At 74.3% G+C, this 23,425-nt stretch carries 22 protein-coding genes; 10 read left to right on the plus strand and 12 right to left on the minus strand.

The features are described from left to right. Positions 1 to 207 precede the first annotated feature (207 nt). Positions 208 to 1,662: a hypothetical protein gene (locus ACH4NX_RS01985; protein WP_398127350.1), complete on the plus strand. Its 1,455-nt coding sequence runs from the start codon at positions 208 to 210 to the stop codon at positions 1,660 to 1,662. A 66-nt stretch (positions 1,663 to 1,728) separates the two neighbouring features. Here the strand turns inward: ACH4NX_RS01985 and ACH4NX_RS01990 are convergent, their stop codons facing one another. The 5 genes from ACH4NX_RS01990 to ACH4NX_RS02010 all read right to left on the minus strand — a co-directional run bounded on the left by ACH4NX_RS01990 (position 1,729) and on the right by ACH4NX_RS02010 (position 8,513). Then, on the minus strand, positions 1,729 to 3,858 hold the full coding sequence (locus ACH4NX_RS01990; RefSeq protein WP_398127351.1) for a xanthine dehydrogenase family protein molybdopterin-binding subunit: 2,130 nt from the start codon (positions 3,856 to 3,858) through the stop codon (positions 1,729 to 1,731). 25 nt (positions 3,859 to 3,883) lie between these two features. Then, positions 3,884 to 4,876 (minus strand): FAD binding domain-containing protein, encoded by a 993-nt coding sequence (locus ACH4NX_RS01995; protein WP_398127352.1) that lies wholly within the window; start codon positions 4,874 to 4,876, stop codon positions 3,884 to 3,886. Further along, positions 4,877 to 5,437, minus strand: coding sequence for a 2Fe-2S iron-sulfur cluster-binding protein (locus ACH4NX_RS02000; protein ID WP_398127353.1), 561 nt, complete (start codon positions 5,435 to 5,437; stop codon positions 4,877 to 4,879). It abuts the gene before it with no gap. A gap of 228 nt (positions 5,438 to 5,665) precedes the next feature. After that, complete coding sequence (locus tag ACH4NX_RS02005; protein ID WP_398127354.1) at positions 5,666 to 6,817, minus strand: hypothetical protein; 1,152 nt, start codon at positions 6,815 to 6,817, stop codon at positions 5,666 to 5,668. A gap of 622 nt (positions 6,818 to 7,439) precedes the next feature. Further along, on the minus strand, positions 7,440 to 8,513 hold the full coding sequence (locus ACH4NX_RS02010; RefSeq protein ID WP_398127355.1) for a YihY/virulence factor BrkB family protein: 1,074 nt from the start codon (positions 8,511 to 8,513) through the stop codon (positions 7,440 to 7,442). A gap of 272 nt (positions 8,514 to 8,785) precedes the next feature. Here ACH4NX_RS02010 and ACH4NX_RS02015 point away from each other — a divergent pair, with 272 nt between their 5' ends. Genes ACH4NX_RS02015 through ACH4NX_RS02030 form a run of 4 tightly spaced genes read left to right on the plus strand, consistent with a single transcriptional unit; the run spans position 8,786 to position 11,016 of the window. Further along, the gene (locus ACH4NX_RS02015) at positions 8,786 to 9,256 is read left to right on the plus strand and encodes a hypothetical protein (RefSeq protein WP_398127356.1); all 471 of its coding nucleotides are present in this window, start codon (positions 8,786 to 8,788) and stop codon (positions 9,254 to 9,256) included. Beyond that, complete coding sequence (locus tag ACH4NX_RS02020; protein ID WP_398127357.1) at positions 9,253 to 10,038, plus strand: hypothetical protein; 786 nt, start codon at positions 9,253 to 9,255, stop codon at positions 10,036 to 10,038. The genes ACH4NX_RS02015 and ACH4NX_RS02020 overlap by 4 nt, the downstream gene beginning before the upstream one ends. Before the next feature lie 38 nt (positions 10,039 to 10,076). Then, entirely contained in the window at positions 10,077 to 10,598 is a 522-nt protein-coding gene (locus ACH4NX_RS02025; protein WP_351401803.1) for a roadblock/LC7 domain-containing protein, read from the plus strand. Between the two features lie 43 nt (positions 10,599 to 10,641). Then, the gene (locus tag ACH4NX_RS02030) at positions 10,642 to 11,016 is read left to right on the plus strand and encodes a hypothetical protein (protein WP_351401801.1); all 375 of its coding nucleotides are present in this window, start codon (positions 10,642 to 10,644) and stop codon (positions 11,014 to 11,016) included. Positions 11,017 to 11,097: 81 nt separating this feature from the next. On the opposite strand, the gene ACH4NX_RS02035 is transcribed toward ACH4NX_RS02030, so the two are convergent. Beyond that, positions 11,098 to 12,462, minus strand: a complete 1,365-nt coding sequence (locus tag ACH4NX_RS02035; RefSeq protein WP_351400713.1) for an FAD-dependent oxidoreductase — start codon at positions 12,460 to 12,462, stop codon at positions 11,098 to 11,100. Between the two features lie 242 nt (positions 12,463 to 12,704). Between ACH4NX_RS02035 and ACH4NX_RS02040 the strand changes: the two genes are divergently transcribed. Then, the gene (locus ACH4NX_RS02040) at positions 12,705 to 14,174 is read left to right on the plus strand and encodes an MFS transporter (protein WP_398127358.1); all 1,470 of its coding nucleotides are present in this window, start codon (positions 12,705 to 12,707) and stop codon (positions 14,172 to 14,174) included. A 37-nt stretch (positions 14,175 to 14,211) separates the two neighbouring features. On the opposite strand, the gene ACH4NX_RS02045 is transcribed toward ACH4NX_RS02040, so the two are convergent. Continuing rightward, positions 14,212 to 14,358, minus strand: coding sequence for a hypothetical protein (locus ACH4NX_RS02045; RefSeq protein WP_279561145.1), 147 nt, complete (start codon positions 14,356 to 14,358; stop codon positions 14,212 to 14,214). 154 nt (positions 14,359 to 14,512) lie between these two features. Here ACH4NX_RS02045 and ACH4NX_RS02050 point away from each other — a divergent pair, with 154 nt between their 5' ends. Next, positions 14,513 to 14,686, plus strand: a complete 174-nt coding sequence (locus ACH4NX_RS02050) for a CsbD family protein (protein WP_073728798.1) — start codon at positions 14,513 to 14,515, stop codon at positions 14,684 to 14,686. A gap of 157 nt (positions 14,687 to 14,843) precedes the next feature. On the opposite strand, the gene ACH4NX_RS02055 is transcribed toward ACH4NX_RS02050, so the two are convergent. Beyond that, the gene (locus ACH4NX_RS02055) at positions 14,844 to 17,585 is read right to left on the minus strand and encodes a SpoIIE family protein phosphatase (protein WP_398127359.1); all 2,742 of its coding nucleotides are present in this window, start codon (positions 17,583 to 17,585) and stop codon (positions 14,844 to 14,846) included. A 98-nt stretch (positions 17,586 to 17,683) separates the two neighbouring features. Then, positions 17,684 to 17,923: a hypothetical protein gene (locus tag ACH4NX_RS02060; protein WP_351400716.1), complete on the minus strand. Its 240-nt coding sequence runs from the start codon at positions 17,921 to 17,923 to the stop codon at positions 17,684 to 17,686. Positions 17,924 to 18,201: 278 nt separating this feature from the next. On the opposite strand from ACH4NX_RS02060, the gene ACH4NX_RS02065 reads away from it, so the two are divergent. Beyond that, the gene (locus ACH4NX_RS02065) at positions 18,202 to 18,630 is read left to right on the plus strand and encodes an ATP-binding protein (RefSeq protein ID WP_351400717.1); all 429 of its coding nucleotides are present in this window, start codon (positions 18,202 to 18,204) and stop codon (positions 18,628 to 18,630) included. Positions 18,631 to 18,636: 6 nt separating this feature from the next. On the opposite strand, the gene ACH4NX_RS02070 is transcribed toward ACH4NX_RS02065, so the two are convergent. After that, positions 18,637 to 19,002 (minus strand): STAS domain-containing protein, encoded by a 366-nt coding sequence (locus ACH4NX_RS02070; protein ID WP_398127360.1) that lies wholly within the window; start codon positions 19,000 to 19,002, stop codon positions 18,637 to 18,639. Positions 19,003 to 19,162: 160 nt separating this feature from the next. On the opposite strand from ACH4NX_RS02070, the gene ACH4NX_RS02075 reads away from it, so the two are divergent. Then, complete coding sequence (locus tag ACH4NX_RS02075) at positions 19,163 to 19,441, plus strand: hypothetical protein (RefSeq protein ID WP_398127500.1); 279 nt, start codon at positions 19,163 to 19,165, stop codon at positions 19,439 to 19,441. A 41-nt stretch (positions 19,442 to 19,482) separates the two neighbouring features. Here the strand turns inward: ACH4NX_RS02075 and ACH4NX_RS02080 are convergent, their stop codons facing one another. Together ACH4NX_RS02080 and ACH4NX_RS02085 are read right to left on the minus strand one after the other, a co-directional pair. Then, on the minus strand, positions 19,483 to 21,066 hold the full coding sequence (locus tag ACH4NX_RS02080) for a glycerol-3-phosphate dehydrogenase/oxidase (protein ID WP_398127361.1): 1,584 nt from the start codon (positions 21,064 to 21,066) through the stop codon (positions 19,483 to 19,485). After that, positions 21,063 to 21,680 carry a TetR/AcrR family transcriptional regulator gene (locus ACH4NX_RS02085; protein ID WP_398127362.1) on the minus strand — a complete coding sequence of 206 codons (618 nt, stop codon included), beginning with the start codon at positions 21,678 to 21,680 and terminating at the stop codon, positions 21,063 to 21,065. The genes ACH4NX_RS02080 and ACH4NX_RS02085 overlap by 4 nt, the downstream gene beginning before the upstream one ends. 124 nt (positions 21,681 to 21,804) lie before the next feature. Here ACH4NX_RS02085 and ACH4NX_RS02090 point away from each other — a divergent pair, with 124 nt between their 5' ends. Continuing rightward, positions 21,805 to 23,403: an FAD-binding oxidoreductase gene (locus tag ACH4NX_RS02090; RefSeq protein ID WP_398127363.1), complete on the plus strand. Its 1,599-nt coding sequence runs from the start codon at positions 21,805 to 21,807 to the stop codon at positions 23,401 to 23,403. Positions 23,404 to 23,425: the final 22 nt, after the last annotated feature.

A 23,425-nucleotide genomic window follows, 5' to 3' on the forward strand; every position in this document is an offset into this window, starting at 1 on the left:
CCCGCCCCTCCTTATGGCGCGCGGTACGCGCCTGTTCTCCCGGATTCCCGCTCGGCGCGGCGATAAGACCGTGCGGGCGGGTCCCTCATCCCTGTGGCGCACTCCGGTGGCACGGCGCGGCGGACGTGCCTAGTAATGGTCAGCACACAGCGCGAGTCGCATGTCGGGGACGCAGGGCGGCCGCACCCCCACCCACACGGAGAGATCATGACTACCGGCTCTTCATCACCCCGTTCGCCCGAGTACGCGATATCCGCCGTGGACCTGCCCACCGGGGAGACGACCATGGCGACCGGCACGCACCCGGTACGTCCGCCGGGCCCGCAGGCCGACGCGGAGGCGTCGATCGCCCATCCCTTCGCCGCGCGTTCGCCCGCCCGCCAAGAACCCGATCGTCAAGAACCCGAACGTCTGGAACCCGCCTTCCAGGAACCCGCGCCCCAGGAACCCGCGCCCGCGCCACAGGACCCCTTCATTCAGGACCCCTTCGTTCAGGAGCCCTTCGGCGTCCAGGGGCCCTTCGGCCAGGAACCGGCCGCCCCCGGCGGAGCCGCGCGGGAGTACGGCGATCCGGTCGGCGACCTGGTCCGTGCCGCCGTGGCGGACCGGCCGCTGGAGGAGGTCGTCGACCTGATCACGATGCTGGAGCGGTCCCCGCAGTACTCGCAGGCCACGATCGACGCGCTCCGCGCCGTCGGCGTGAACCGGTCCGTGGAGGACGTCACCCGGCTGGTCGGCCTGCTGACCCGGCCGCCGCGCCATTCCAACAGCGCGGACGAGGCGATCAGGGCCGCGGCGGAGTGCCGCTCGGTGGAGGACGTCACCCGGCTGATGGAACTGCTGCACCGCACACCTCTGGAACCGCACTGCGGACAGGAGGCCGTACGCGCCGCCGCCACCGGACGGCCCGTCGAGGAACTCGTCCAGTTGATCGGCCGGCTGGCCGAGGACGGACTGGCCCGCCCGGACAGTCCCGACGCCCGGCGCCTGCGAGCGGCCCTGGACGGGACCGGCGAGGACGACGCACCGGAACCCGCCGCCCGACCGGCGGGGCTGGCCGGCGCGTTCGCCGCGGCGGACCGCCGGGGACGCGAAGGTGACCGCCGCGGCCGCGAACGCCGCAGGACACCACGCCCGGCCCGCAGGACACCGCGCCGCGAACGCGACCGCGACGGGGGCCGTACGCCGCGTGACCGATCACCGCACGACCACGACCGTACGGCCCGCCGGTCGGCCCGGGGCGCGGCCTGGCCGGCCTGGCTCACCGTCGCCGTCCTGGCCGGCTGCGGCGTGGCCTACTTCCCGCTGCACCAGGACGACGCCTCCGTCCGCGCCTACGGCGCCGCCCTCGGCCTGTCGGCACTCTGCCTGGTGCTGGCGCTGCTGCTGACCGTGCGGCCCGCCGTACCGCTGCTCGCCGCGGCGGTCGTGGGTCCGGCGGCGCTGGCCTCGGCCAAGCTCTACGGCAGCGCGACACCGTCGGCGCGCGTCTCCGAGACCGTGGACCTCACGCTGGCGCCCACCTGGATCGCCGTCGCCGTCGCCGTACTGACGTCGCTGATCGCGCTCACGGCCCTGTGCGTACGGGTGGCCTCGCAGGCGCCCGCCGCGCGCCGGCCGGCCCGCCGCCCGGTGGCCGGGACGAGCGGCGCGACGGACTGACCGCCGGGTGTCCTTCGCACACCGCCCGGTCCGCGCCGGACATCCGGCGCGGACCGGGCGGTGCGCTCACGTCCCCAGCATGCCCGCGGGATGGCCGTGTTCGAGCAGACCGGTGAGCACCCGGTCCGGAGTGAGCGGGAGTTCCCGGAAGCGGATGCCGGTGGCGTGGTGGACGGCGTTGCCGACGGCCGCCGCCGAGCCGACGATACCGATCTCGCCGATCCCCTTGCTGCCCATGGGGTTGAGGTGGGCGTCCTCCTCGTCGAGCCAGTGCGCCTCGACGGCCGACACGTCGGCGTGCACGGGCACGTGGTACGAGGCCAGGTCGGACTCGGTGAAGTCGCCGAACGCCGGGTCCATGGTGCTGTCCTCGGTCAGCGCCATGCCCAGGCCCATCGTCATGCCCCCGATGAACTGCGAGCGCGCCGTACGGGCGTTGAGGATCCGCCCCGCCGCGAAGACGCCCAGCAGCCGCGCCACGCGTACCTCACCGGTGACCGTGTCCACGGTGACCTCGGCGAAGTGCGCCCCGAACGCGTGGCGTGCGTAGGCGCTCTCGGCGTCGGCGGTACCGGAGGTGTCGGCGTCGGCCGTGACGCCCTCGTCGGGCAGCGGCCCCGAGTGCTCGGCCAGCCGGCCGGTCAGCCGGACACACGCCTCGTGCACGGCCCAGCCCCAGGAGGCGGTGCCGGAGGAGCCGCCGGCCATGGGCGCGAAACCGATGTCACTGTCGGCGACCTCGATCCGGACCCGGTCCAGCGGGGCGCCGAGGGCGTCGGCCGCGATCTGGGCGCAGACCGTCCGGGCGCCGGTGCCGATGTCGGTGGCGTTGACGCGTACCAGGAACCCGCCGTCGGGCAGGGCCCGTGCCATGGCGGCGCACGGCGACACCAGGACCGGGTACGTGGCCGCGGCCACCCCGCTGCCGACCAGCAGGGGCCCGGCGGCGCGGGAGCGGGGGCGAGGATCGCGGTCCTCCCACCCGAAGCGGCGGGCGCCCTCGCGCAGGCACTCCACCAGATGCCTGCTGCTGAAGGGCTTGCCGCTGTCGGGCTCGGTCTGCGGCTCGTTGCGGATCCGCAGCTCCACCGGGTCGATGCCGGTCTCGGCGGCCAGTTCGTCCACCGCGGACTCGAGCGCGTACATACCGGGGCACTCGCCCGGGGCGCGCATCCAGGACGGCGTGGGCACGTCCAGCCGCGCGACGCGGTGGAGCGTGCGCAGGGCGGGGGCGGCGTACATGACGCGCGCGGGGACCGCGGCCTGCTCCACGAACTCCTTCACCCGGGAGGTGTGCGTCGTCACCTCGTGCACCAGGGAGGTGAGCCGGCCGCCCGCGTCGGCGCCCAGCCGCAGCCGGTGCAGGGTCGGTGCGCGGTGACCGACGACGGCGGGCAGATAGCGGCGCGGCAGTGCGACGGTGACCGGCCGGCCGGTCACCCGCGCCGCCATCGCGGCCAGCACCACGTCGGGGCGAGGTGTGCCCTTCGATCCGAAACCGCCGCCCACGTGCTCGGCGAGGACCGTGATCCGGTCCTCGGGCAGCTCGAACAGCCTGGCGAGTTCCGTGCGTACGGCGCTGGTGCCCTGGCTGGAGGAGTGCACCGTCAGCCGGTCGCCGTCCCATCCCGCCGTGCTGGTGTGCGGCTCCATCGGGTGGTTGTGCAGCGGCGGAATCCGGTACTCGACGTCGACCCTCGTCGCCGAGGAGGCGAAGGCACCGTCGGGGTCGCCGTGTCCGGTGACGGCCGGGAACCCCCCGTTGGCCGACTCGGGGACGTACGCCTCCGGATGCGAGGCGGTGAGCGTCACGTCGTGGCTCTCCGCCTCGTACGTGACACGGACGGCGGCGGCGCCGGCCCGCGCCGCCTCCAGCGTCTCGGCCACCACCAGACCCACGAACCAGCCCCGGTGCGGGACGTGCGGGCTCTGCAGCAGCGCCAGGGTGGGGTCGTCCGGGTCCCCGAGCCGGGGCGCGTTCTCGTGCGTGAGTACCGCGAGTACGCCGGGCAGGGCGAGCGCGGGAGCGGGGTCGACGCCGGTCACCCGGCCCCGCGCGACCGCCGCCGGCACGGGCCAGGCCTGGGCGCGGCCCGGGCTGTCGTACTCGGCGGCGTACCGGGCGGTGCCGGTGACCTTCTCCCGCCCTTCCCGGCGCTCGGCTGGAGCGCCCAGGACGGTCTCGGTGCCGGTCATGGAGTCCTCCTCGTGTACGCCGGGTTCAGGTCGTGGCGGGCGGGGCGAGCCGGCCCAGTACGTCCAGGGCGAGCCGGCGGGCCAGCGGCACCTTGTAGGCGTTGTCCCGCAGCGGCTCGGCGGCGGCCAGCTCCAGATCGACGGCGTGCTCGAACGCCGCCGCCGTGGGCGCCGCGCCCACCAGCGCGTCCTCGGCCCGCCGGGCCCGCCAGGGCCGGTGCGCCAGCGCTCCGAAGGCGATCCCGGCGCGGTCCACCACCCCGTCCCGCACGTGCAGGACGGCGGCGACGGAGGCCAGGGCGAAGGCGTACGACGCCCGGTCGCGGGCCTTGCGGTACGCGGAGGGCAGTCCGGCCGTGGCGGACGGCAGGAGCACGCCGGTGATCAGCTCGCCGGGGTGGATCTCCGTGTCCCGCTCCGGGTGCTGCCCCGGCAGCCGGTGGAAGTCGGCGGCGGGCACGCTCCGGGTTCCCTCGGGGCCGTGCAGCTCGACGCGCGCGTCCAGGGCGGCGAGCGCCACCGCCATGTCCGAGGGGTGGGTGGCGACGCACTGCTCGGAGTGGCCGAGCACCGCGTGGTCGCGGTGCACGCCCTCCAGCGCGCCGCAGCCGGTGCCGGGCTCCCGCTTGTTGCAGGGCTTGGACAGGTCCTGGAAGTAGGGGCAGCGGGTGCGCTGGAGCAGGTTGCCGCCGGTGGTGGCGGCGTTGCGCAGCTGTCCCGACGCGCCCGCGAGCAGTGCCTGGGACAGTGCGGGGTAGCGGTCGCGGACGGCGAGGTGTGCCGCGAGGTCGCTGTTGCGGACCATCGCGCCGACGCGCAGCGACCCGTCGGGCGCTTCGTCCACCGCGTCCAGTGGGAGCCGGGTGACGTCGACGAGGGCGGCGGGCGTCTCCACACCGAGCTTCATCAGGTCGACGAGGTTGGTGCCGCCGCCGAGGTAGCGGGCGCCGGGGTGGGCGGCGAACGCGTCGGTGGCCTCCTCGACGCTGCCGGCCCGTACGTACGCGAAGGGCTTCACTCAGATCACGTCCTCGACCGCGTCGGCGATACGCGGATACGCACCGCACCGGCACAGGTTGCCGCTCAGCCGCTCCCGGATCTCCTCCCGGTCCAGCGCGACGGGTGCGCCGGAGGGCGTCCCCGGATCGGTGACGTGCGACGGGTGCCCGGCCGCGGCCTCGGCGAGCACGCCGACGGCGGAGCAGATCTGACCCGGGGTGCAGTATCCGCACTGGAAGGCGTCGCGCTCCAGGAACGCCCGCTGCATCGGATGCAGGTCCTCGCCGTCTCCCGCGAGGCCCTCCACGGTGGTGATCTCGCAGCCGTCCAGGGCGACGGCGAGCTGGAGGCAGCTGTTGACGCGGCGCCCGTCCACCAGGACCGTACAGGCGCCGCACTGACCGTGGTCGCATCCCTTCTTGGCGCCCGCGAGCCCGAGATCCTCTCTCAGGAGGTCCAGCAGGACCCGGCGGTGGTCGACGGTGAGGGTGTGCGGTTTGCCGTTGACGCGGAGCGTGGTCTGCGAGTGGGACGACTCCGGTGGTGAAGCGGGGGCGGCGCCCTCGTGCTGGCTGTCCATGGCGTCGGTGACCTTCCGGGACGGGCCGTGCGGCTGTGCCGTCCATGTATCCACGTCACGTCGGCTGACACGTGAGGGTGCCCTCAGTCGGCGGCGGCCCACCGTCGGGCCGGTCTCGCGACGAGCACGCCGGAGCGCCGGAGGACCGGCGTCCGGCGTCCGGCGTCCGATGGTCCGCCTGGCCGGTAGTTCGGCTGTCCCGTGGCTCGGCTGTCCGTTGGCCCGGTGTCAGTCGCCGGGCTCGGCCGGCGGCCGGGAGGTGTCCTGGCCGGGCGCGGGACGGGGCGTCCTGCCGGAGACCCTGAACCGTTCCAGCGTGCGGGTCAGCTGCCGCAGCGGCGATGCCGCGGGAGTCGCGGACGGCGGTGGTCCGGCCGGGGCGGGCCCGGCGGACTCCCGGTACGCGGCCAGGGCCTCGGCCGCGCTCTCCGCCGCCTCCCGGTACAGGTCCCGGGACTGTGTCATGGCCTCCAGCGCCTCGGCGTACATGGCCACCAGCTTGCGCTCGCGCTCCAGTTCCTCCGCCACGGTCAGCAGCCGCCAGTCCTCGCGCAGCGCGGTGAGGGCGTCCTGCGCGCCGGCCGGCAGCGGCCGGCTCAGCGCGTCGAAGGACGTCACCGCCGCGATCAGGCCGGCGGGCTCGGAGCCGTCCAGGAAGACGGTACGGACGGAGAAGTCCTGGGCGTCGTAGCCGGACGGGGCGGGAGTGCCGGGCAGCACCACGGCGCCGCCGCGCGGCACCTGGACCCCGAAGTCCTCCAGGGCCCAGTTCACCACCCGCAGCTGCTGCGGTGCGGCGCGGTGCTCGACCACGCGGTGCCGCAGGCCGGGCGGCAGCCGCTGTGCCAGCGGCACCCGGCCGCGGTGGTCGGGGGTCATCGCCTCGTGCACGACGACGTGGACGTTCCACGGGCTGCGCCCGGCCGCCTTGAGCAGCCGGCGTACGGCCTTGTCGTCGTTTGGCAGTGTGTTGAGGCCCCGCAGCCGCAGCCCCGTGGCGGCGTCGCGGTCCCAGGTGACGTCCGGGTCGTCGGGCCAGAACATCGTGGCGGGGGAGGGCCAGGCGGGATCCCAGGCCTCCTCGGCCTCCGCGAGGATGGTCCACTCCTGCCCGCCCGCCGAGCCCGGCTCCAGGATCAGCCTGGCCCGCACGGTGACGGCCCCCGGGGCCTTCCAGCGCGCCTCGAAGATCCGGACACCGGCGGCGGCGTCGTCCGGCCGCTCGTCGGGCAGCTCCAGGAAGTCGTCGATGACGTGGCTGTCCTTGAGTCGCTGCAGGGTGTGCCGGACGGTGTCCTCCGCCGCGGAACCGACGTGACGGCCGCGAGCGGGCCACACCGTGGGCGGAGTCGTGGGGCGGGCGGTGGAAGAGGTCGGCATGAGTCCTCGGGAATCAGGGGCACGGACACAGGCAAGTATCGTCGCCGCAGGTCAGCGGAGAGCACCCGGGGTCCGCGACCGGGCGGGTCGTGGCACGGCGAACGGTGCGGTCGGCGGGGACCCGGGCGCGCCATGGGCGAGGGTGGGCAGAACCACGACGAACCGACCGTACGGCACGACGAGAAGCGATCCGGGCTCCTCGCGGAGCATGGGAGCGGCGGTCGCCGCCGCGTGGGCGTCAACGGTCGCGGCGTCGTCCGCCCGGAGGAGAGCGTCGGGAGACCCGCGGGCCGAGGCACCGTACGGCGTGTCCGTGCCGGCCGCGCCCGGCCTCGGGACCCGATGAGGGCGCCGACGCGGCCCTCCGGACGCTCCCCGACGTCGGGATTCTCGTGAACGGCCTCGGCGTCTTCGGCACGGCGCCCGCGCTGGAGACCGGCGACGACGAGTGGCGCCGGTACTTCGAGATCAACGTCCTCGCGGGCGTCAGGCCGGCGTGCGCCCGTCTCCCCCGGACGAGGGAACGGGGCTGGGGCGGGTGCTGTACATCGCGAGTGACTCGGCCGTCACCGTGCCGGCCGGGCCCACCCGCACGGAGGGCGGCCGACTCGAACCTCGGCGGTCACTCTCCCGGTGCCGCGCGCCGTCGGTCCGTCTCGTCCCACGTCCGGGTGTCGCGCGGCTCCACGTACGGCTCGTCGTCGGGCGGATGGCCGCCGTCGATCACCCGCTGCCGGGCCAGCTCGGCGTCGAACTCCAGGCCGAGCAGAATGGCCAGGTTCGTCACCCACAGCCACACCAGGAAGATGATGACACCGGCCAGGGTGCCGTACGTCTTGTTGTACGAGCCGAAGTTGGCCACGTAGAAGGCGAACCCGGCCGAGGCGACCAGCCAGATCAGCAGGGCGATGAAGCTGCCCGGCGAGACCCACTTGAAGCCCTTGACCCGGGCGTTCGGGGTGGCCCAGTAGAGGATCGCGATCATGGACGTCACGAGCAGCACCAGCACCGGCCACTTGGCGATCGACCACACCGTCATCGCGGTGTCGCCGACGCCGAGCGCGGTGCCCACCTGCTGGGCCAGGCTGCCGGTGAACACGACGATGAGCGCGCTGACCACGGCGAGCACGAGCAGCACCACGGTCAGGGCCACCCGCAGCGGCAGCACCTTCCACACCGGACGCCCCTCGGGCATGTCGTAGACCGCGTTCGCCGAGCGGATGAACGCGGCGACGTAGCCGGACGCCGACCAGATGGCGCCGACCAGGCCGACCACCGCCAGTACGGAGCCCAGTCCGGCCTTGGCCTGCAACTGTTCCACCGCGTCGGAGATGATGTCCCGCGCGGATCCGGGCGCGAGCTTCTGGATGTTGTCCAGGACCTCCTGGGTGGCGGACTGCCCGGCGATCCCGAGCAGCGAGACCAGTACCAGCAGGGCCGGGAACAGCGACAGGATCCCGTAGTAGGTCAGGGCGGCGGCGCGGTCGGTCAGCTCGTCGTCCTTGAACTCGGCGATCACGCGCCGCAGCAGCGCGGACCACGAGCGCTTCGGCAGCTCGGTCGGGGAGTCGGGGGCGGCGCGCTCGGTGGAGGAGCCCGGACCGTAGTCCTCGGGCGTCGTCCTGTCCGGCGCCGTCCCGTTCGCCGGGTCGTCCTTCGTGTGCTTCCCGCGATGGGGGAGATGCAGTCGGGCCATGGCCCCCGGGTTGCCCGTCTCGGCGTGCCCACGCACCCGTGCGCGGGACGAGCGCGGGGCGCGCGACGGCCGCCCGCGCCGGGGTGGTCCTGCCCGCGCCGTGACTCGCCCGCGGGATCCCCGGGGCCCCTCGTACGGCCGAAACAACGCAGTATGCCGGAGCGCGCGCACGTTCCTCTGGAAAATGCCAAAGCGCTCACCGGGTGGGTGCACTTTCCGTAGTCTCGGCGTCACGTTCGCGGTACACAGCCGTGCAGGAGAGGGGATCCGGCGTGCCCGGGATCGACGAGAGTCTGCTCGAAGCCATGCGCCTGCCCGGCGCTCGGGGCGCGTCGTTGGTCGACTGGATCAGCGGTCTCGCCCTGGGCGCCGTCGGCGACGCGCCGGGCGGCGACTGGGAGGCGACGGCGGCGGAGACCGCCGAACTGGCCCGGCATGTCGCGGAGAGCGGCTCCCTGGCGGCGGCCGGCGCCCCCCAAGCCGGCAAAGCCACCAAGGCCGGCGAAGCCGACCAAGCCACCGGAGCCGACGGAGCGACCGGTCCCGCCGTCGGGCCGGAGAAGGAGCCGCCGGTCGAGGACCTGATCGCCACCACCGCCGGCGCCTACCACCTGCTCAGGTTCGTCAGCACCCCGTTCGACAGCACCGTCTTCCTGCACCTGTGGCTGGACCGCGCCGAGGGAAACCTCGCCCTGGCCCGTATCCGGCTCGCCGAGATGGCCGATCGTCTGGTGCTCGGATGACCGGAGTGACGACCGCCTGGACCACGCGCGAAACGACGTCGGCGGCCCTCGGCACACTCGCGGCCGAAGGGGCGACCGGCGCCCTGTCGGGCGAGCGCGGCATCGTCTACCTGTCGGCGGGCCGTGTCGTACACGTGGAGTCCGCCTTCACCCCGGACCTCCACGCACTGCTCACCCGCAGCGGTGCCGTGGCGCCGGACGGTTGGTGGGACGCGGTCGACCGCGGCGGAACGCAGGCCCGGGTCGGACGCCGGCTCGTGGACAGCGGCCGGCTCGCCGCGGGGGCGTTGGAGGTCTGCCACCTGGGCGCGCTGTTCGACGCCGCGTACTTCCTCCTCGCCCACGACACGCGCGCGCACCGCTTCCGGCCCGGTGCGGTGCACTGGCTCGGCGCGGTGCGTTCGGTACCGGTGGACGTCGTCCTCCGCGAGTCCGACCGCCGGCGGGCCCTGCTGGACCGCATCTGGCCGAGCCCCGACATCGACACCGTCCCCCTCACCCGGGCGCCCGACGCCGGCGCCGCCGACCTGCCGGTACGGCGCGGCCGGATCCTGACGCAGGTCGACGGCGTGCGCACCGCCGCTCAGATCGCCTCGGCGCTCGCCTGCCGCACGTACCACACCCTCGTCGAACTGCGCCGCCTGGCCGCCGACGGCCTCGTCACCGCCGCGCCGCCCGCCTCCACGCCCCCCACACCCGCCCCTCAGCCGCCCGGCGTCGTGTGGGACGACCCGGACACGGCCCTGCTGCGACGGCTTCGACACGCCCTGGAGGCCCTGTGATCCGCGCGCGTCGCCAGCGTGCCGAAAGGAGACTGCTCATGGCCGTCGAGAGCGACGTCCTGGACGAACTGCACCGCCTGCGCAACCGCGTACCCCAGCTCACCGGATCACTCGCGGCCACCGTCGACGGGCTCGTACTGGCCCACGACGCGCCGGGCACCGAACCCGAGGGCCTCGCCGCGCTCACCGCCGCCGCCCTCGGCGTCGCGCACCGCATGGCCGACGCCACCGCGCGCGGCGGGTTCCGCGAGCTGCTGCTGCGCGGGGCCGACGGCTACGTCGCCACCTACGCCGCCGGCCCGGCCGCCGTGCTCACCCTGCTCGCCGACGGCCGGGTCAACGTGGGCCGGCTGCACCTGGAGGGCCGGCGCAGCGGCGCCCGGATCGGGGAGCTGGTCGTCGCCCGGATCGGCCAGGAACGCGCTCGTACCCCGGCCGAACACGTCACGACGCTCCCGGCGGACCCCGCCCGCCCCATCGGCACGCTGCCGGTGCGCACCCCGCAGCGGCCCACCCACCAACCGAGCCCCCAGACCGGCGGCCACCGCCGGCCGACCTGATCAACCGATCGCGTACCGATCACGTCCGGAAAGGAACCCACGCATGGCCAACCTGGAGACCTCGCTCAAGGAATGCCTCAGCTCCATCGACGGAGCCACCGCCGCCGCGCTGGTCGACTACACCAGTGGGATGGCCCTCGGCACGCTGGGCGGTGGCAAGGACTTCAACCTGGAGGTCGCCGCCGCCGGCAACACCGATGTCGTGCGGTCCAAGCTGCGCACGATGGAACACCTCGGTCTGAAGGAGGAGATCGAGGACATCCTGATCACCCTGAACACCCAGTACCACATGATCCGCCTGCTCAAGGGCCGTGGCGGCAACGGGCTGTTCCTGTACCTGGTGCTCGACGCGAGCCGCGCCAACCTGGCGATGGCACGCCACCAGCTGCGCCGGATCGAGAACGAACTGGAGGTCTGAGCCCCGGCGGACCGCGGAACGGGCGCGGGCCCGGCGGGGGGACCTCCCCGCCGGGCCCGCGCCCGGTCACCGCGGCACGGTTCAGGCGCCGCTCTCCCGCAGCATGTCCTCACGCTCGACGAGCTTCACGCGCTCGCGCCCCTGCGGCTCGCCCAGCGCCTTCTCCGCGGCGTCGAGCCTGTACCAGCCGTCCCAGGTGGTGAAGCGGACGTTCCGCTCGGCGAGGAAGGCGTCCACGGCCTCCGGAGCGGGCGAGGCGGGCGTGAGCAGCCTGCCGTTCGCGTAGTCGTCCAGCAGGTTCGACACCGTCTCGTTGGCGTCACCCTTGGTGTGGCCGATCAGGCCGACCGGGCCGCGCCGGATCCAGCCGGTGACGTACGTGGACGGCAGGTGCTCGCCGGACTCCTGGACGACCCGGCCGCCCTCGTCCGGGACCGTGCCCGAGTCGATGTCCCAGGGCAGCTTGGGCAGCTGGTCGGACAGGTAGCCGACGGCCCGGTAGACCGACTGGACGTCCCAGTCCTTGAACTCGCCGGTGCCCTTGACGTTGCCGGTGCCGTCCAGCTCGGTGCGCTCGGTGCGCAGGCCGACGACCTTGCCGTCCTCGCCGAGGATCTCGGAGGGCGACTCGAAGAAGTGCAGGAACAGCTTGTGCGGCCGCTCGCCGACGTCGCGGATCGCCCAGTTCTCCAGGGTCTTGGCGACCATGTCGGCCTGCTTGTTGCCGCGCCGGGTCGCGATCGAACCGTCGTCGTAGTCGATGTCCTCGGGGTCGACGATCACCTCGATGTTGGGGGAGTGGTCCAGCTCCCGCAGCTCCATCGGGCTGAACTTCGCCTGCGCCGGGCCACGGCGGCCGAAGACGTGGACCTCCAGCGCCTTGTTGGCCTTGAGACCCTCGTGGACGTTGGGCGGGATCTCGGTGGGCAGCAGTTCGTCCGCGGTCTTGGCCAGGATCCGGGCCACGTCGAGGGCGACGTTGCCGACGCCGAGGACGGCGACCTTCTCCGCCTCCAGCGGCCAGGTGCGCGGCACGTCCGGGTGGCCGTCGTACCAGGACACGAAGTCGGCCGCGCCGTACGAGCCGTCGAGCTCGATGCCGGGGACGGACAGGGCACGGTCCGCCGTGGCGCCCGTGGCGAAGATCACACCGTCGTAGAAGGCGCGCAGATCGTCCAGGCCGAGGTCGGTTCCGTAGTCCACGTTGCCGAAGAGGCGGATCTGCGGCTTGTCGAGCACCTGGTGCAGGGCCGTGATGATGCCCTTGATCCGCGGGTGGTCGGGAGCGACGCCGTAACGGATCAGTCCGAACGGGGCGGGCATGCGCTCGAAGATGTCTATGGACACACCGGGGTCGGCGGCCACTTCGGACTTGAGCAGGGCGTCGGCGGCGTAGATGCCGGCCGGGCCCGATCCGACGATGGCTACCCGCAGAGGGCGGGGCATGTTCAGGTTCCCTTCGAGCGGTGATAGATCGACTCGTGGGGAAGCCTAAGCTAAGGCAAGCCTAAGTCGGTACGCGGGTCCGGTCTATGAGGGCATAAGGGCGGCTTATGGGTTCTCATGGTTCGGCTTTGCGGTCCGCGGTGGCCGGCCGGACGGCCCGGGTTTGAACCCCCCGGTCCGGGGTGACGCAGGCGTGGGGCGCGACGACCGCGCCCCACGTCCACCTCACGAGGGGAGTCCGCGTGCACCGTCCGGACGACCACCCGGACCCCAACCGGTGGCGGGCCCTGTGGGTGACCCTGGTCGCCGGCTTCATGACCCTGCTGGACGTGACGATCGTCGCCGTCGCCCTGCCCTCCATGCAGCGGGGGCTGCACGCCTCGGCGGCGTCCGTGCAGTGGGTCGTGTCCGGCTACGCCCTCGCGTTCGCCCTGACCCTGGTGACGGCCGGCCGGATCGGCGACATGTTCGGCAGGCGCCGCGTCTTCCTCGTCGCGCTGACCGCCTTCGTGGTCTTCAGCGCGGCGGCGGGGGCCGCGCCGGGCATCGAGCTGCTGGTGGTCGCCCGGCTCGCCCAGGGAGTCGCCGCGGGCAGCATCGCGCCGCAGAACTCGGCACTGATCCAGCAGATGTTCCGGGGCGCGGAACGCGGGCGCGCGTTCGGGCTGTTCGGGGCCACCGTGGGTGTCTCCAGCGCCGTGGGCCCGGTCGTCGGCGGTCTGATCCTGGCGCTGGCCGGTCCCGAGGGCTGGCGGTGGATCTTCTACGTCAACGTCCCGATCGGCGCTCTCGCCCTGCTGCTCGGCTTCCGCCTGCTGCCCCGGGTCGCCCCCGGCGGCCGGGGACCGCTGGACCCGGTCGGGGTGGTGCTCCTCGGTGCCGGAATCCTGGCGCTGATGCTGCCCCTCGTCCTGGCCGAGGGCGGCGGAGTGGGCAGGGTGTGGTGGCTGTTCCCGGCGGCACCGCTCGTCCTGTTCGCCTTCGTACGGTGGGAGCGCCGGGTCGCCCGCCGCGACGGACAGCCGCTGCTCGACCCCGGACTGCTCACCGAGACCCGCGGTTACGCCACCGGCGCCGGCCTCGCCGCCCTGTACTTCGTCGGGTTCAGCGGCGTCTGGCTGGTGTTCGCGCTCTTCTTCCAGAACGGGCTGGGCTTCTCACCACTGCTGTCCGGACTGGCGGTGACCCCGTTCGCCGTGGGCTCCGCCACCGCCGCGGCCGTGGCGGGCCGGCTGGTCGACCGGCTGGAACGGGCGCTGACCGTCTGGGGACTCGTCGCCGTCATGCTGGGGCTCGGCACGACCGCGCTGGTGCTCTGGCTCGCGCCCCCGGACCGGGCCGCCTGGCTCGCGGCCCCGGCGCTGCTGGTCGGCGGTCTCGGCAGCGGCTGTGTGATCTCCCCGAACATCACGATGACGCTGCGGGACGTCCCGGTACGGATGGCGGGCGCCGCCGGGGGTGCTCTGCAGACGGGACAGCGCCTCGGCGGCGCCGTGGGCACCGCCGCGCTGCCGGGGCTCTTCTACCTGACGCTGAACGCCACCCACGGCGACTACCACGAGGCCGTGGCCCTGTCGGTCGGCTCCGGGGTCGCCGCCATGCTCTGCGCGCTGACCGTCGCGGTCCTCGACTGGCGCCGGGACCGCTCCGACCGCGCCCGGCGCTGCCCGCCGGAGACGTCCCACAGCCACACCCACGCGGGTCAGGGCTGAGAGGGTCCTCCGGCGAGGCGTGCCCCGCCCCGCGTGCTCAGCGGCGCTTGCCGAACTTCCGCAGCATCTCCTGGGCCTGCGCGCGGCGACGGGGGTCCGATGCGGCCCGGCGCACCTGCTCCGTCGCCCGGCGGCCCTGCGGGCTGCGGGCGAACCGCTTGATCCGGTCCAGTACTCCGGCCATGACGTTCCTCCGAGTCGACGACGGATCTGCCTTGACCGACCACCTACCCCGCTGCCGCCCGCTCACCCCGGCCCTCGTCCAGGGGTTTGACCCCGCCGCGCCGGGCGACCCGCAGAGGCAGTACACCGAAGCCAACGCCGAGAGGTGAGCCACTGTGGCCGGCAACCAGAAGTCCAAGGCCAAGATGGAACAGGCCAAGGGGAAGGCCAAGGAAGCGGCCGGCCGGGCCGTCGGCAACGAGAGGATGACCGCCGAGGGCCGCGCCGAGCAGTCCAAGGGCGACGCCCGGCAGGCCAAGGAGAAGGGCAAGGACACGTTCCGGCACTGACACCGGAACCCCACGCGGCGGCACACGGGCCGCGGAACCCGGCGTACGGCCGGTTCCGCGGCCCGCTCCTGTGCCGGTGGAGCCGCTGCCGGGCGTGGGGCCCGATGCCGGTGGGGCCGCTCCCGGGACGTGGGGGCCGAGGTGACGCCCGGGCCGGTCAGGGCACCGGCTGCTCCGCCCAGATGACCTTGCCGGCCGGCGTGTAGCGGGTGCCCCAGCGCTCGGCGAGCTGCGCGACGAGGAACAGTCCGCGTCCGCCCTCGTCCGTCATGGCCGCGTAGCGCAGGTGGGGCGAGGTGCTGCTGCTGTCGAAGACCTCGCAGATCAGGCTGCGGTCGCACAGCACCCGGACATGGACGGTCTCGCCGCCGTACCGGATCGCGTTGGTGACCAGCTCGCTGAGGATCAGTTCCGTCGTGAACGCCAGCTCGTCCAGCCCCCACTCGGTCAGCCGCCGGGTGACCTGGGAGCGCACCTCGCCGACCGCCGCCGGGTCGTTCGGCACCTGCCACTCGGCGACCCGGTCGGGACCGAGCGCGCGGGTGCGGGCGACGAGCAGCGCGATGTCGTCGCCCGGCCGGTCCGGGAGCCGGGCGTCCAGCACGGCCCGGCAGGTCTCCTCGGGCGACTCGCCGGCCGTCTCCAGCGCCCGGCGCAGGAGTTCCAGCCCGACGTCGATGTCGTGCTCCCGGTCCTCGACGAGCCCGTCGGTGTACAGCACCAGCCGGCTGCCCTCCGCCAGGCGCAGTTCGGTCGTCTCGAAGGGGAGGCCGCCCAGGCCCAGCGGTGGACCGGCGGGCACCTCGGGGAACTCCACGACGCCGTCGGGCCGGATCAGCGCCGGCGGCGGATGCCCCGCCCGGGCGACCACGCAGGTGCGGGAGACCGGGTCGTAGATCGCGTAGAGGCAGGTCGCGCCGGTGACCGGTGCGCTGCCGTCGTCCGCCGCCTCGTCCTGGTCGATGCGGCCGACCAGCTCGTCCAGCAGGCCGAGCAGCTCGTCGGGCGGCAGGTCGAGGGAGGTGAAGTTGTGCACCGCCGTCCGCAGCCGTCCCATGGTGGCGGCGGCGTACAGCCCGTGGCCGACGACGTCGCCGACCACGAGCGCCACCCGGGCCCCCGACAGCGGCAGTACGTCGAACCAGTCGCCGCCCACTCCCGCCTGCGCGGGCAGGTACCGGTAGGCGACGTCCAGGGCGTTCTGCTCGGGCATCCTGCGGGGCAGCAGACTCCGCTGGAGGGTCACCGCCATGCTGTGTTCGCGCGTGTAGCGGCGCGCGTTGTCGATGGAGACCGCGGCGCGCGCGACGAGTTCCTCGGCGAGGGCGAGTTCGTCCTCGTCGAACGGCCCGGGCTTGTCGGAACGCCAGAAGCTCACCACGCCGAGCACCAGGGTGCCCGCCCGCAGCGGCGCGGTGATCAGTGAGTGGACGCCGTACTCCACCACCTGCGTGGAGCGTTCGGGGTCCTGAGCCTGCCAGCCGTGGGCCTCGCCGAGGTGGGGTTCCAGGACGGGCCGGCCGGTGTTCAGGGACCGGCCCTGCGGGGAGGAGTCGACGAAGCGGATCTGCCGGCCCACCGGGTAGAGCGGGACCTCCTCGCGGATGCCGCTGAGCGCGGCGCGGCGCAGCGGGGTCACGCCTCCCGGCTGGCCGCCGGCCAGCACGGTGTCGAACAGGTCCACGCTGACGTAGTCCGCGAACCGGGGCACGGCCAGCTCCGCCAGTTCCTCGGCGGTACGGGCGACGTCCAGGCTGGTGCCGATGCCCACGCCGGCGGCGTACAGGATGTCCAGGCGTTCCCGGGCGGTCTCGGCCCGCCCGGACAGGGCCCGCAGCTCCGTGGAGTCACGGAGTGTGGCGACACTGCCGGCCGGGCCGCCGCGCACGTCGGTCGGCCGCTGGTTGACCGCCAGCAGGCGGTCCTTGACCAGGTGCACCTCGTCCGTGGCCACCTCTTGGGAGGCCAGCAGCTCCGCCGTGTCGGCCGGGAGCCCGAGGTCGGTGACGTGCCGCCCCTCGGCGTCGGCGGGCAGGGCGAGCAGGCGCTGCGCCTCGTCGTTGGCGAGCAGCAGCGTGCCCTGGCCGCCGACGATCAGCACGCCCTCCCGGACGCTGTGCAGGACCGCGTCGTGGTGTTCGTACATCCGGGTCATCTCGCGCGGTCCCAGACCGTGTGTCTGCCGCATCAGCCGCCGGCTGACGAGCGCCGTACCCGCCGTCGCCAGGACCAGCCCGACACCCGCCACGATCAGTACCAGCGGCAGCTGCCGTTCGGCGGCGCCGCCCACGTTCTCCGTCGTGATCCCGGCCGAGACCAGCCCCACGACCCTGCCGTCGGGCGCCTCGACGGGCACGACGGCCTGGACCAGCGGGCCGATGGTCCCCTCGACCTCCTCGGTCACCGTCTCCCCGGCCAGCGCGGGGGCGATGGTCCCCACGAACTCCTTGCCGATGCGGTCGGGCTTGGGGTGGGTGTAGCGGACGCCGTCGGTGTTCATGACGACGACGAAGTCCACGCCGGTCGCCCGGCGCACCGCCGCGGCCCGGGGCTGGAGCACCGCCGTGGGGTCGGGGGCGCGCAGCGCCTCGCGGATGCCGGGGGAGTTGGCGAACGTCGCGGCCACGGAGACGGACCGGTTGCGGGCCTCGACCGTGCTGTCGCGCCGTACCTGGAGCACCAGCGCGACCGCCGCGGCCACCACGAGCAGCAGCACGATGACCACGTTCATGGCGAAGACCTGGCCGGCGACACTGCGCCCGGACAGGGCGGAGCGCAGCACCGCGGCGCGCCGCCGCCCTCCCGCGTCCGTCCCCCGCCGTGGCCGGTCCGCTTCTCGCAGGTGCCGGGCGAGCGGGCCGCTGGGACGACGGGGTGACCGCTCTCCCGATCGACCCATCAGTCGGACCATGTGCCCATGTCTACACTGCCGGGCCCCAGGAGGCGAGGGGCACCCCCGGTGCCGGAGGGGCCCGCCGGACCGGCACGCGGCCGTCCTCAGGGACCGCGGGGCGGTGATCCCGTCGTCGATGCCGGTGCCGGGCCGGGCAGTACGGGTTCCTCGGTGCGTCCGTCCGGGTGGCCCGGGAGCGGCGGCAGGCGCCCGGGCGCGGGCCGCACGGCGAGTGTGACCGGCCCCGGTTGGAACGGCTCCCCGGCCGCCGGGGCGTCGACCGGCTTCGGGTTCACCGTGACGAGGAACGGCAGCGGCACCGCCCCCGCCGTCGGAGGCTGCACCGCCTCCTGATGCGTCCCGCGCACCGGCCGCCCCGGGCCCCACGCACGTCCGGGGCGGCCCGGCGCGCCTCGTCGCGAGCCCCGGCCGTGCCCGTCACCGACCGGGACGGTGCCGTTTCCGGCGCACTCGGCCCGCGCCTGTCCGAAAAACGGCGCGTCCGGCGGAAGTTGGGGCAAAGAGATCGTGAAAGCCGCCGTGATGCGTATCGTGAAGGACCGGGGGCCGGCGCTTCCCCCCACTCGGCTACTCGGCCCCGGACCGGACGGTGAGGCTCTGTATGACTCCGGCGCACAGACCCGATGCCGCGGACGCCTCGGTCGTGTCCACGGTGGTGGAGTTCAGGGGCGGATCGGCGATGATCCCGGCCTCCCGGGACGTCGTGCACGGCTTCGTCGCGCGACTCGGCGAGCGGGGCGTGGACCTGGCCGACAGCTTCCTGGACGCCGCTCGCCTGGTCGCCAGCGAGCTGGTGACGAACGCGCTCCGCCACGCGCCCGGCCCCTGCCGCCTGGAGCTGACCCTGCTGGACGACGGCGTCGAGATCGCGGTGTCGGACACGGGCGACGGCTTCCCCACCTTCCTGCCCCGCGACCCGCTGCGGGTCGGCCGGCACGGTCTGGAGATCGTGACACGGCTGTGCGACGAGGTCATCACCAAGCCCCGGGCGACGGGAAAGACGGTGTACGCGCGCCTCCCGCTGCGCTGACCCTCCTCAGCCGGTCAGGGCCTGCTCGACGGTCGGATAGCAGGCGATGAGGGCGTCCACACCCACGAGTTGCAGCACGCGTTCGACGGCGTGCTGCGGCGCGGCGAGCCGGAGCCAGACGCCGCGGGACTCGGCTGCCCGGTGGGCGGAGATCAGCACGTTTATGCCGCTGGAGTCCAGGAAGGCCACCTCGCCGAAGTCGACCACCGTGCCCGGTGCCGTCTGCACGCAGGACAGCAGGACGTCGTGGAGCTGACTGGTGCCGTCGAGATCGACTTCCCCCGCGAGAATGACGATGCCGACGCCGTCGCCCGTGGTGGTACGGGTGATCAGCAGCCGCTCCGGTACCGCCGCTCCCTCGATGTCCGCCACGCTCGCCTCGCTTCTCGCATATGCCCGGCCGTCACTGGTGGCTTGATGCTAAGGCTCCGCGGGGTCCGTGTGGGCCACTTGTGCGGACCGGGCCCGCCCGGACCGGCCGAGCGGGGCTCGACGCGCGCGACGGCGCTCCTCTGACTACGGTCGAGATGTGGTGGCTCACACATTCGAAGAGCTCGTGCACAAGCGTCGCGCGGCGGACCTGGCACAGCACCGGGTCCAGCAGCTGCGGGACTCGTACGGGCCTCCCACGCAGCATCAGTGGACCCCGCGGCAGTCGCACACCTACGAGACCGCCGTACGGGCCTGGCGCGACCTGGACCGGGACGCGCAGACCGCGATGACGGAGTACGTCAAGGAGGGAGGTCAGTCCCGGCACAAGTTGGAGGCGAAGGTTCGCAAGGCCGTCCAGGACGGCGGGCAGGGCGCCTGACCTGTCCCCGGCGGGGCTGAAGAACCGGACCGGGCCGGCTGTCAGCTCCGCCGGGCCGCGGCCTCGCCGACGAGAGCGCGTACGGCCTCCAGCGCCGCCGCCCGGTCCTCGGGCACCAGTCCGACGCGGGTGCGGCGGTCCAGGAGGTCGGCCTCGTCGAGGGCGCCTTCGTGGCGCAGCGCCCAGAGCAGCTCGGCCCCGGTGACGGGGTGGTGCGGCAGGACGCGTTCGCCGAGCCGGGGATCCCGGTCGGCGAGGGCCTGGACGGCGGGCGCCTCGGTGCCGTGGCGCAGCACCAGGCGGCGCGGTGCCCGCAGCGTGGCCAGGGCGTGCGGTGCGGCGGCGCCGACCAGCGGCAGCGCGGCGGTGGGCGACGGTCCGGCGCCGAGGCGGCGGGCGGCGACGGCGGTGTCCACGGCGTCCTCGGCCATGCGCCGGTACGTGGTGAGCTTGCCGCCGACCACGGTGATCACGCCCTGGGACGAGGTCAGCACGGCGTGCCTGCGTGAGACGTCCGCCGTGCGGGACCCGCTGCCGGACCGGTCGGCGCGGGTGGTGTCCAGCAGAGGGCGCAGGCCCGCGAAGGTGCCCACCACATCCGTGCGGCGGACGGGGACGTCCAGCACGGAACCGAGCACGTCGAGCAGGAAGCCGACGTCGGTCTCGGGGGCCTCGGGCACGTCCGGGACGCCCCCGTCGACGGGCTCGTCGGTCAGGCCGACGTACACGCGGCCGTCGCCCTGGGGCAGGACGAGCACGAAGCGGTTGGTCTCGCCGGGGATCGGCACGTGCAGTCCCGCGGGCAGCGGGCCGAGCCGGTCGGAGCGCAGGACCAGATGGGTGCCGCGGGAGGGCCGTACCCGGATGCCGTCGACCAGGTCACCGGCCCACACACCGGAGGCGTTGATCACCGCGCGGGCACGGATCACGCCCTCCTCCCCGGTGAGCTCGTCGCGTATCCGGGCGCCGGACGAGGTCAGCTCCAGGGCCCTCACCCGCGTCAGGATCCGGGCGCCGCGCGCGGCGGCGGTCCGGGCCAGCGCGGTCACCAGCCGGGCGTCGTCGGTGAGCCGCCCGTCCCAGGACAGCAGCCCGCCGCGCAGCCGGTCGGAGCGCAGCGCCGGCGCGAGGTGGCGGGTCTCGACGGCGGACAGCCGGCGGGGCGCGGGCAGCGTGGCCCGGGCCGTGCGTGCCGCCAGCCGCAAGGTGTCGCCGGCCCGGAAACCGGCCCAGGCCAGCGCGGACTGGCCACGGGAGACCATGGGCGTCAGCGGCAGCACGAACGGCTGGGCGCGCACCAGGTGGGGCGCGGTGCGCTCCATCAGCACACCGCGCTCCACGGCGCTCTCGTGGGCGACGTCGAGCCGGCCGGAGGCGAGGTAGCGCAGGCCGCCGTGGATGAGCTTGGAGCTCCAGCGGGAGGTGCCGAAGGCCAGGTCGTGGGCGTCCACGGCGACGACGCTCAGACCGCGGGCCGCGGCGTCCAGGGCGGCGCCGGCGCCGGTCGCGCCGAGACCGACGACCAGGACGTCCACGACGGGACCGCCGACGGCGTCGGTCAGCTCGCGCGAGCGCCGCGCGGCGGACAGGGAGGCCCCGGCGGCGGGGGTACTGGTGGGGCTCATGGCGTGAGGGTCCTCTCCAGGATGGTGCGCAGCTCCGCGAGGAAGGCAGTGGAGGTCAGGTCGTCCTCGTCCTCGTCGGTCATGGTCCGCAGCGACAGGGCGAAGGACTGGACGATCAGCAGCACGGAGCGTGCCTGCCGCCCGGTGTGGGCCGCGCGCACCGACCCGTCGGCGTGGCCCTCGGCGAGGGCGTCGGCCAACAGCCCCAGCAGGGCCTCCTGGCTCGCCCCGCGCCGGTCGAGGACATAGGGCAGGAGCAGCTCGGGGTCGACGTCGACGATCTTGCGGAAGAGGGGGTGGGCGCGGAACGCCTCGACCCCGGTCACGAGTCCCTCGACGATGCGCGGGCGGGTGCCCACGCCCGGCCGGGGCCCGGGAATGGCCCCGGCGGCCACCGCGATCCACTCCCGGGTCATCAGGTCGCCGACCAGGGTCCGCACGTCCGGGTGGCGCCGGTACAGCGTCATCCGGGAGACGCCGGCGCGGCGGGCGACGTCGGTCATCGTCGTACGGCGGACCCCGACCGCCATGACGCAGTCGCGTACGGCGTCCAGCACCGTGTCGTTGTCCGAGGAGTTCTGTCGGCCCGAGTTGTTGTGACGGTTAGGCGTCATGTGTAACAGTGTAACGCCAGTGGGGCCGTGCGAAACCGCGTCCCGACGCCGTCCCGACGCCGTCCGGGCGGCGTCGACGGCTTCCCGACGGCATCACCCGAACCGACCGCGAGGACGACAGGCGATGGACATGCTGTGGAACGGCTGGGGCGACCCGGCCCGCGCGACCGCGCTTCCCGACACGGTGACCGGGCTGCTGCGCGAACTGCTCGGCGTCCAGCCCCGCGACGCCGCCCACGTCCCGCTGGAGGAGATCGACGTCCCCGGGACACCGCTGGACGACGCCGCCCGCCGCGCGCTGGAGGCCGCCGTCGGCGGCCGCGCGGACGGCGTGCGTACGGACGCGGAGACCCGCGTCCGCCACACCCGCGGCAAGTCCACCCCCGACCTGCTGCGGATGCGGGCCGGCGACACCACCGGCATCCCGGCCGCCGTCGTCCTCCCGGAGGGCCACGACGAGGTGCTGGCCGTACTGGAGGCCTGCGCCGGACACGGCGTGGCCCTCGTCCCGTTCGGCGGCGGCACCTCCGTCGTCGGCGGCCTCGCCCCCGGGCGCGGCGGCACCTTCGTCGCCCTCGACCTGCGCCGCATGAACCGCCTGCTCGACCTCGACGACGTCTCCCGCACGGCCACGCTCCAACCGGGCCTGCGCGCCCCCGAGGCCGAGGCGCTCCTCGCCGGACACGGCTACACCCTCGGCCACTTCCCCCAGTCCTACGAGTGGGCCACCATCGGAGGCTTCGCCGCGACCCGCTCCAGCGGACAGGCCTCCGCCGGCTACGGCCGCTTCGACGAGATGGTCCTCGGCCTCACCCTCGCCACCCCGACGGGCACCCTCGACACCGGCCGGGCCCCGCGCTCGGCGGCCGGCCCCGACCTGCGCCAGCTCGTGCTCGGCTCCGAGGGCGCCTTCGGCGTCATCACCTCCGTCACCGTGCGGGTGAGGCCCGCCCCGGAGGTCCGCCGCTACGAGGGCTGGCGCTTCGCCTCCTTCGACGAGGGCGCCGCGGCCCTGCGCCGCCTCGCCCAGGACGGCCCGCGCCCCGCGGTGCTGCGGCTCTCCGACGAGACGGAGACGCTGATCGGCCTCGCCCAGCCCGACGCCATCGGCGCCTCCCCCGACCGGCAGGACGCCGGATGCCTGGCGGTCGTCGGCTTCGAGGGCACCGAGGAGGACACCGCCCACCACCGCGAGGGCGCCGCCGCCGTACTGCGCGCGAGCGGCGGCACCTTCGCCGGCGAGGAACCGGGGGAGCGCTGGGCCCACGGCCGTTACTCCGCGCCGTACCTGCGCGACTCCCTGCTCGACGCGGGAGCGCTCGCCGAGACCCTGGAGACGGCGACCTACTGGTCCCGCGTCCCCGCCCTGTACGCCGCCGTCCGCGACGCGCTCACCGGCACCCTCACCGAGGCCGGCACCCCGCCGCTGGTCATGTGCCACATCTCGCACGTCTACGAGAACGGCGCCTGCCTGTACTTCACCGTCGTCTGTGCCCAGGGCGACGACGCCGTGGCGCACTGGACCCGGGCCAAGCACGCCGCCAACGAGGCGATCCTCGCAGCGGGCGGCACCATCACCCACCACCACGGCGTCGGCACCGACCACCGCGACTGGTACGTCCGGGAGGCGGGTCCCCTCGGCGTCGAGGCACTGCGCGCGGTCAAGCGCACCCTGGACCCCGCCGGACTGCTCAGCCCGGGCGTCCTGCTGCCCGCGGACTGACCCCCCGGCCCAGCACGCTCCG

The organism is Streptomyces sp. NPDC017225, from assembly GCF_044331465.1.
GTDB lineage: Bacteria > Actinomycetota > Actinomycetes > Streptomycetales > Streptomycetaceae > Streptomyces.

Excerpts from the sequence above, each read along its gene's own strand:
- ACH4NX_RS01985 (WP_398127350.1), top strand. The coding sequence starts at position 208 with ATGACTACCGGCTCTTCATCACCCCGTTCGCCCGAGTACGCGATATCC.
- ACH4NX_RS01990 (WP_398127351.1), bottom strand. The coding sequence starts at position 3,858 with ATGACCGGCACCGAGACCGTCCTGGGCGCTCCAGCCGAGCGCCGGGAA.
- ACH4NX_RS02000 (WP_398127353.1), bottom strand. The coding sequence starts at position 5,437 with ATGGACAGCCAGCACGAGGGCGCCGCCCCCGCTTCACCACCGGAGTCG.
- ACH4NX_RS02005 (WP_398127354.1), bottom strand. The coding sequence starts at position 6,817 with ATGCCGACCTCTTCCACCGCCCGCCCCACGACTCCGCCCACGGTGTGG.
- ACH4NX_RS02010 (WP_398127355.1), bottom strand. The coding sequence starts at position 8,513 with ATGGCCCGACTGCATCTCCCCCATCGCGGGAAGCACACGAAGGACGAC.
- ACH4NX_RS02020 (WP_398127357.1), top strand. The coding sequence starts at position 9,253 with ATGACCGGAGTGACGACCGCCTGGACCACGCGCGAAACGACGTCGGCG.
- ACH4NX_RS02025 (WP_351401803.1), top strand. The coding sequence starts at position 10,077 with ATGGCCGTCGAGAGCGACGTCCTGGACGAACTGCACCGCCTGCGCAAC.
- ACH4NX_RS02030 (WP_351401801.1), top strand. The coding sequence starts at position 10,642 with ATGGCCAACCTGGAGACCTCGCTCAAGGAATGCCTCAGCTCCATCGAC.
- ACH4NX_RS02035 (WP_351400713.1), bottom strand. The coding sequence starts at position 12,462 with ATGCCCCGCCCTCTGCGGGTAGCCATCGTCGGATCGGGCCCGGCCGGC.
- ACH4NX_RS02045 (WP_279561145.1), bottom strand. The coding sequence starts at position 14,358 with ATGGCCGGAGTACTGGACCGGATCAAGCGGTTCGCCCGCAGCCCGCAG.
- ACH4NX_RS02055 (WP_398127359.1), bottom strand. The coding sequence starts at position 17,585 with ATGGGTCGATCGGGAGAGCGGTCACCCCGTCGTCCCAGCGGCCCGCTC.
- ACH4NX_RS02065 (WP_351400717.1), top strand. The coding sequence starts at position 18,202 with ATGACTCCGGCGCACAGACCCGATGCCGCGGACGCCTCGGTCGTGTCC.
- ACH4NX_RS02080 (WP_398127361.1), bottom strand. The coding sequence starts at position 21,066 with ATGAGCCCCACCAGTACCCCCGCCGCCGGGGCCTCCCTGTCCGCCGCG.
- ACH4NX_RS02085 (WP_398127362.1), bottom strand. The coding sequence starts at position 21,680 with ATGACGCCTAACCGTCACAACAACTCGGGCCGACAGAACTCCTCGGAC.
- ACH4NX_RS02090 (WP_398127363.1), top strand. The coding sequence starts at position 21,805 with ATGGACATGCTGTGGAACGGCTGGGGCGACCCGGCCCGCGCGACCGCG.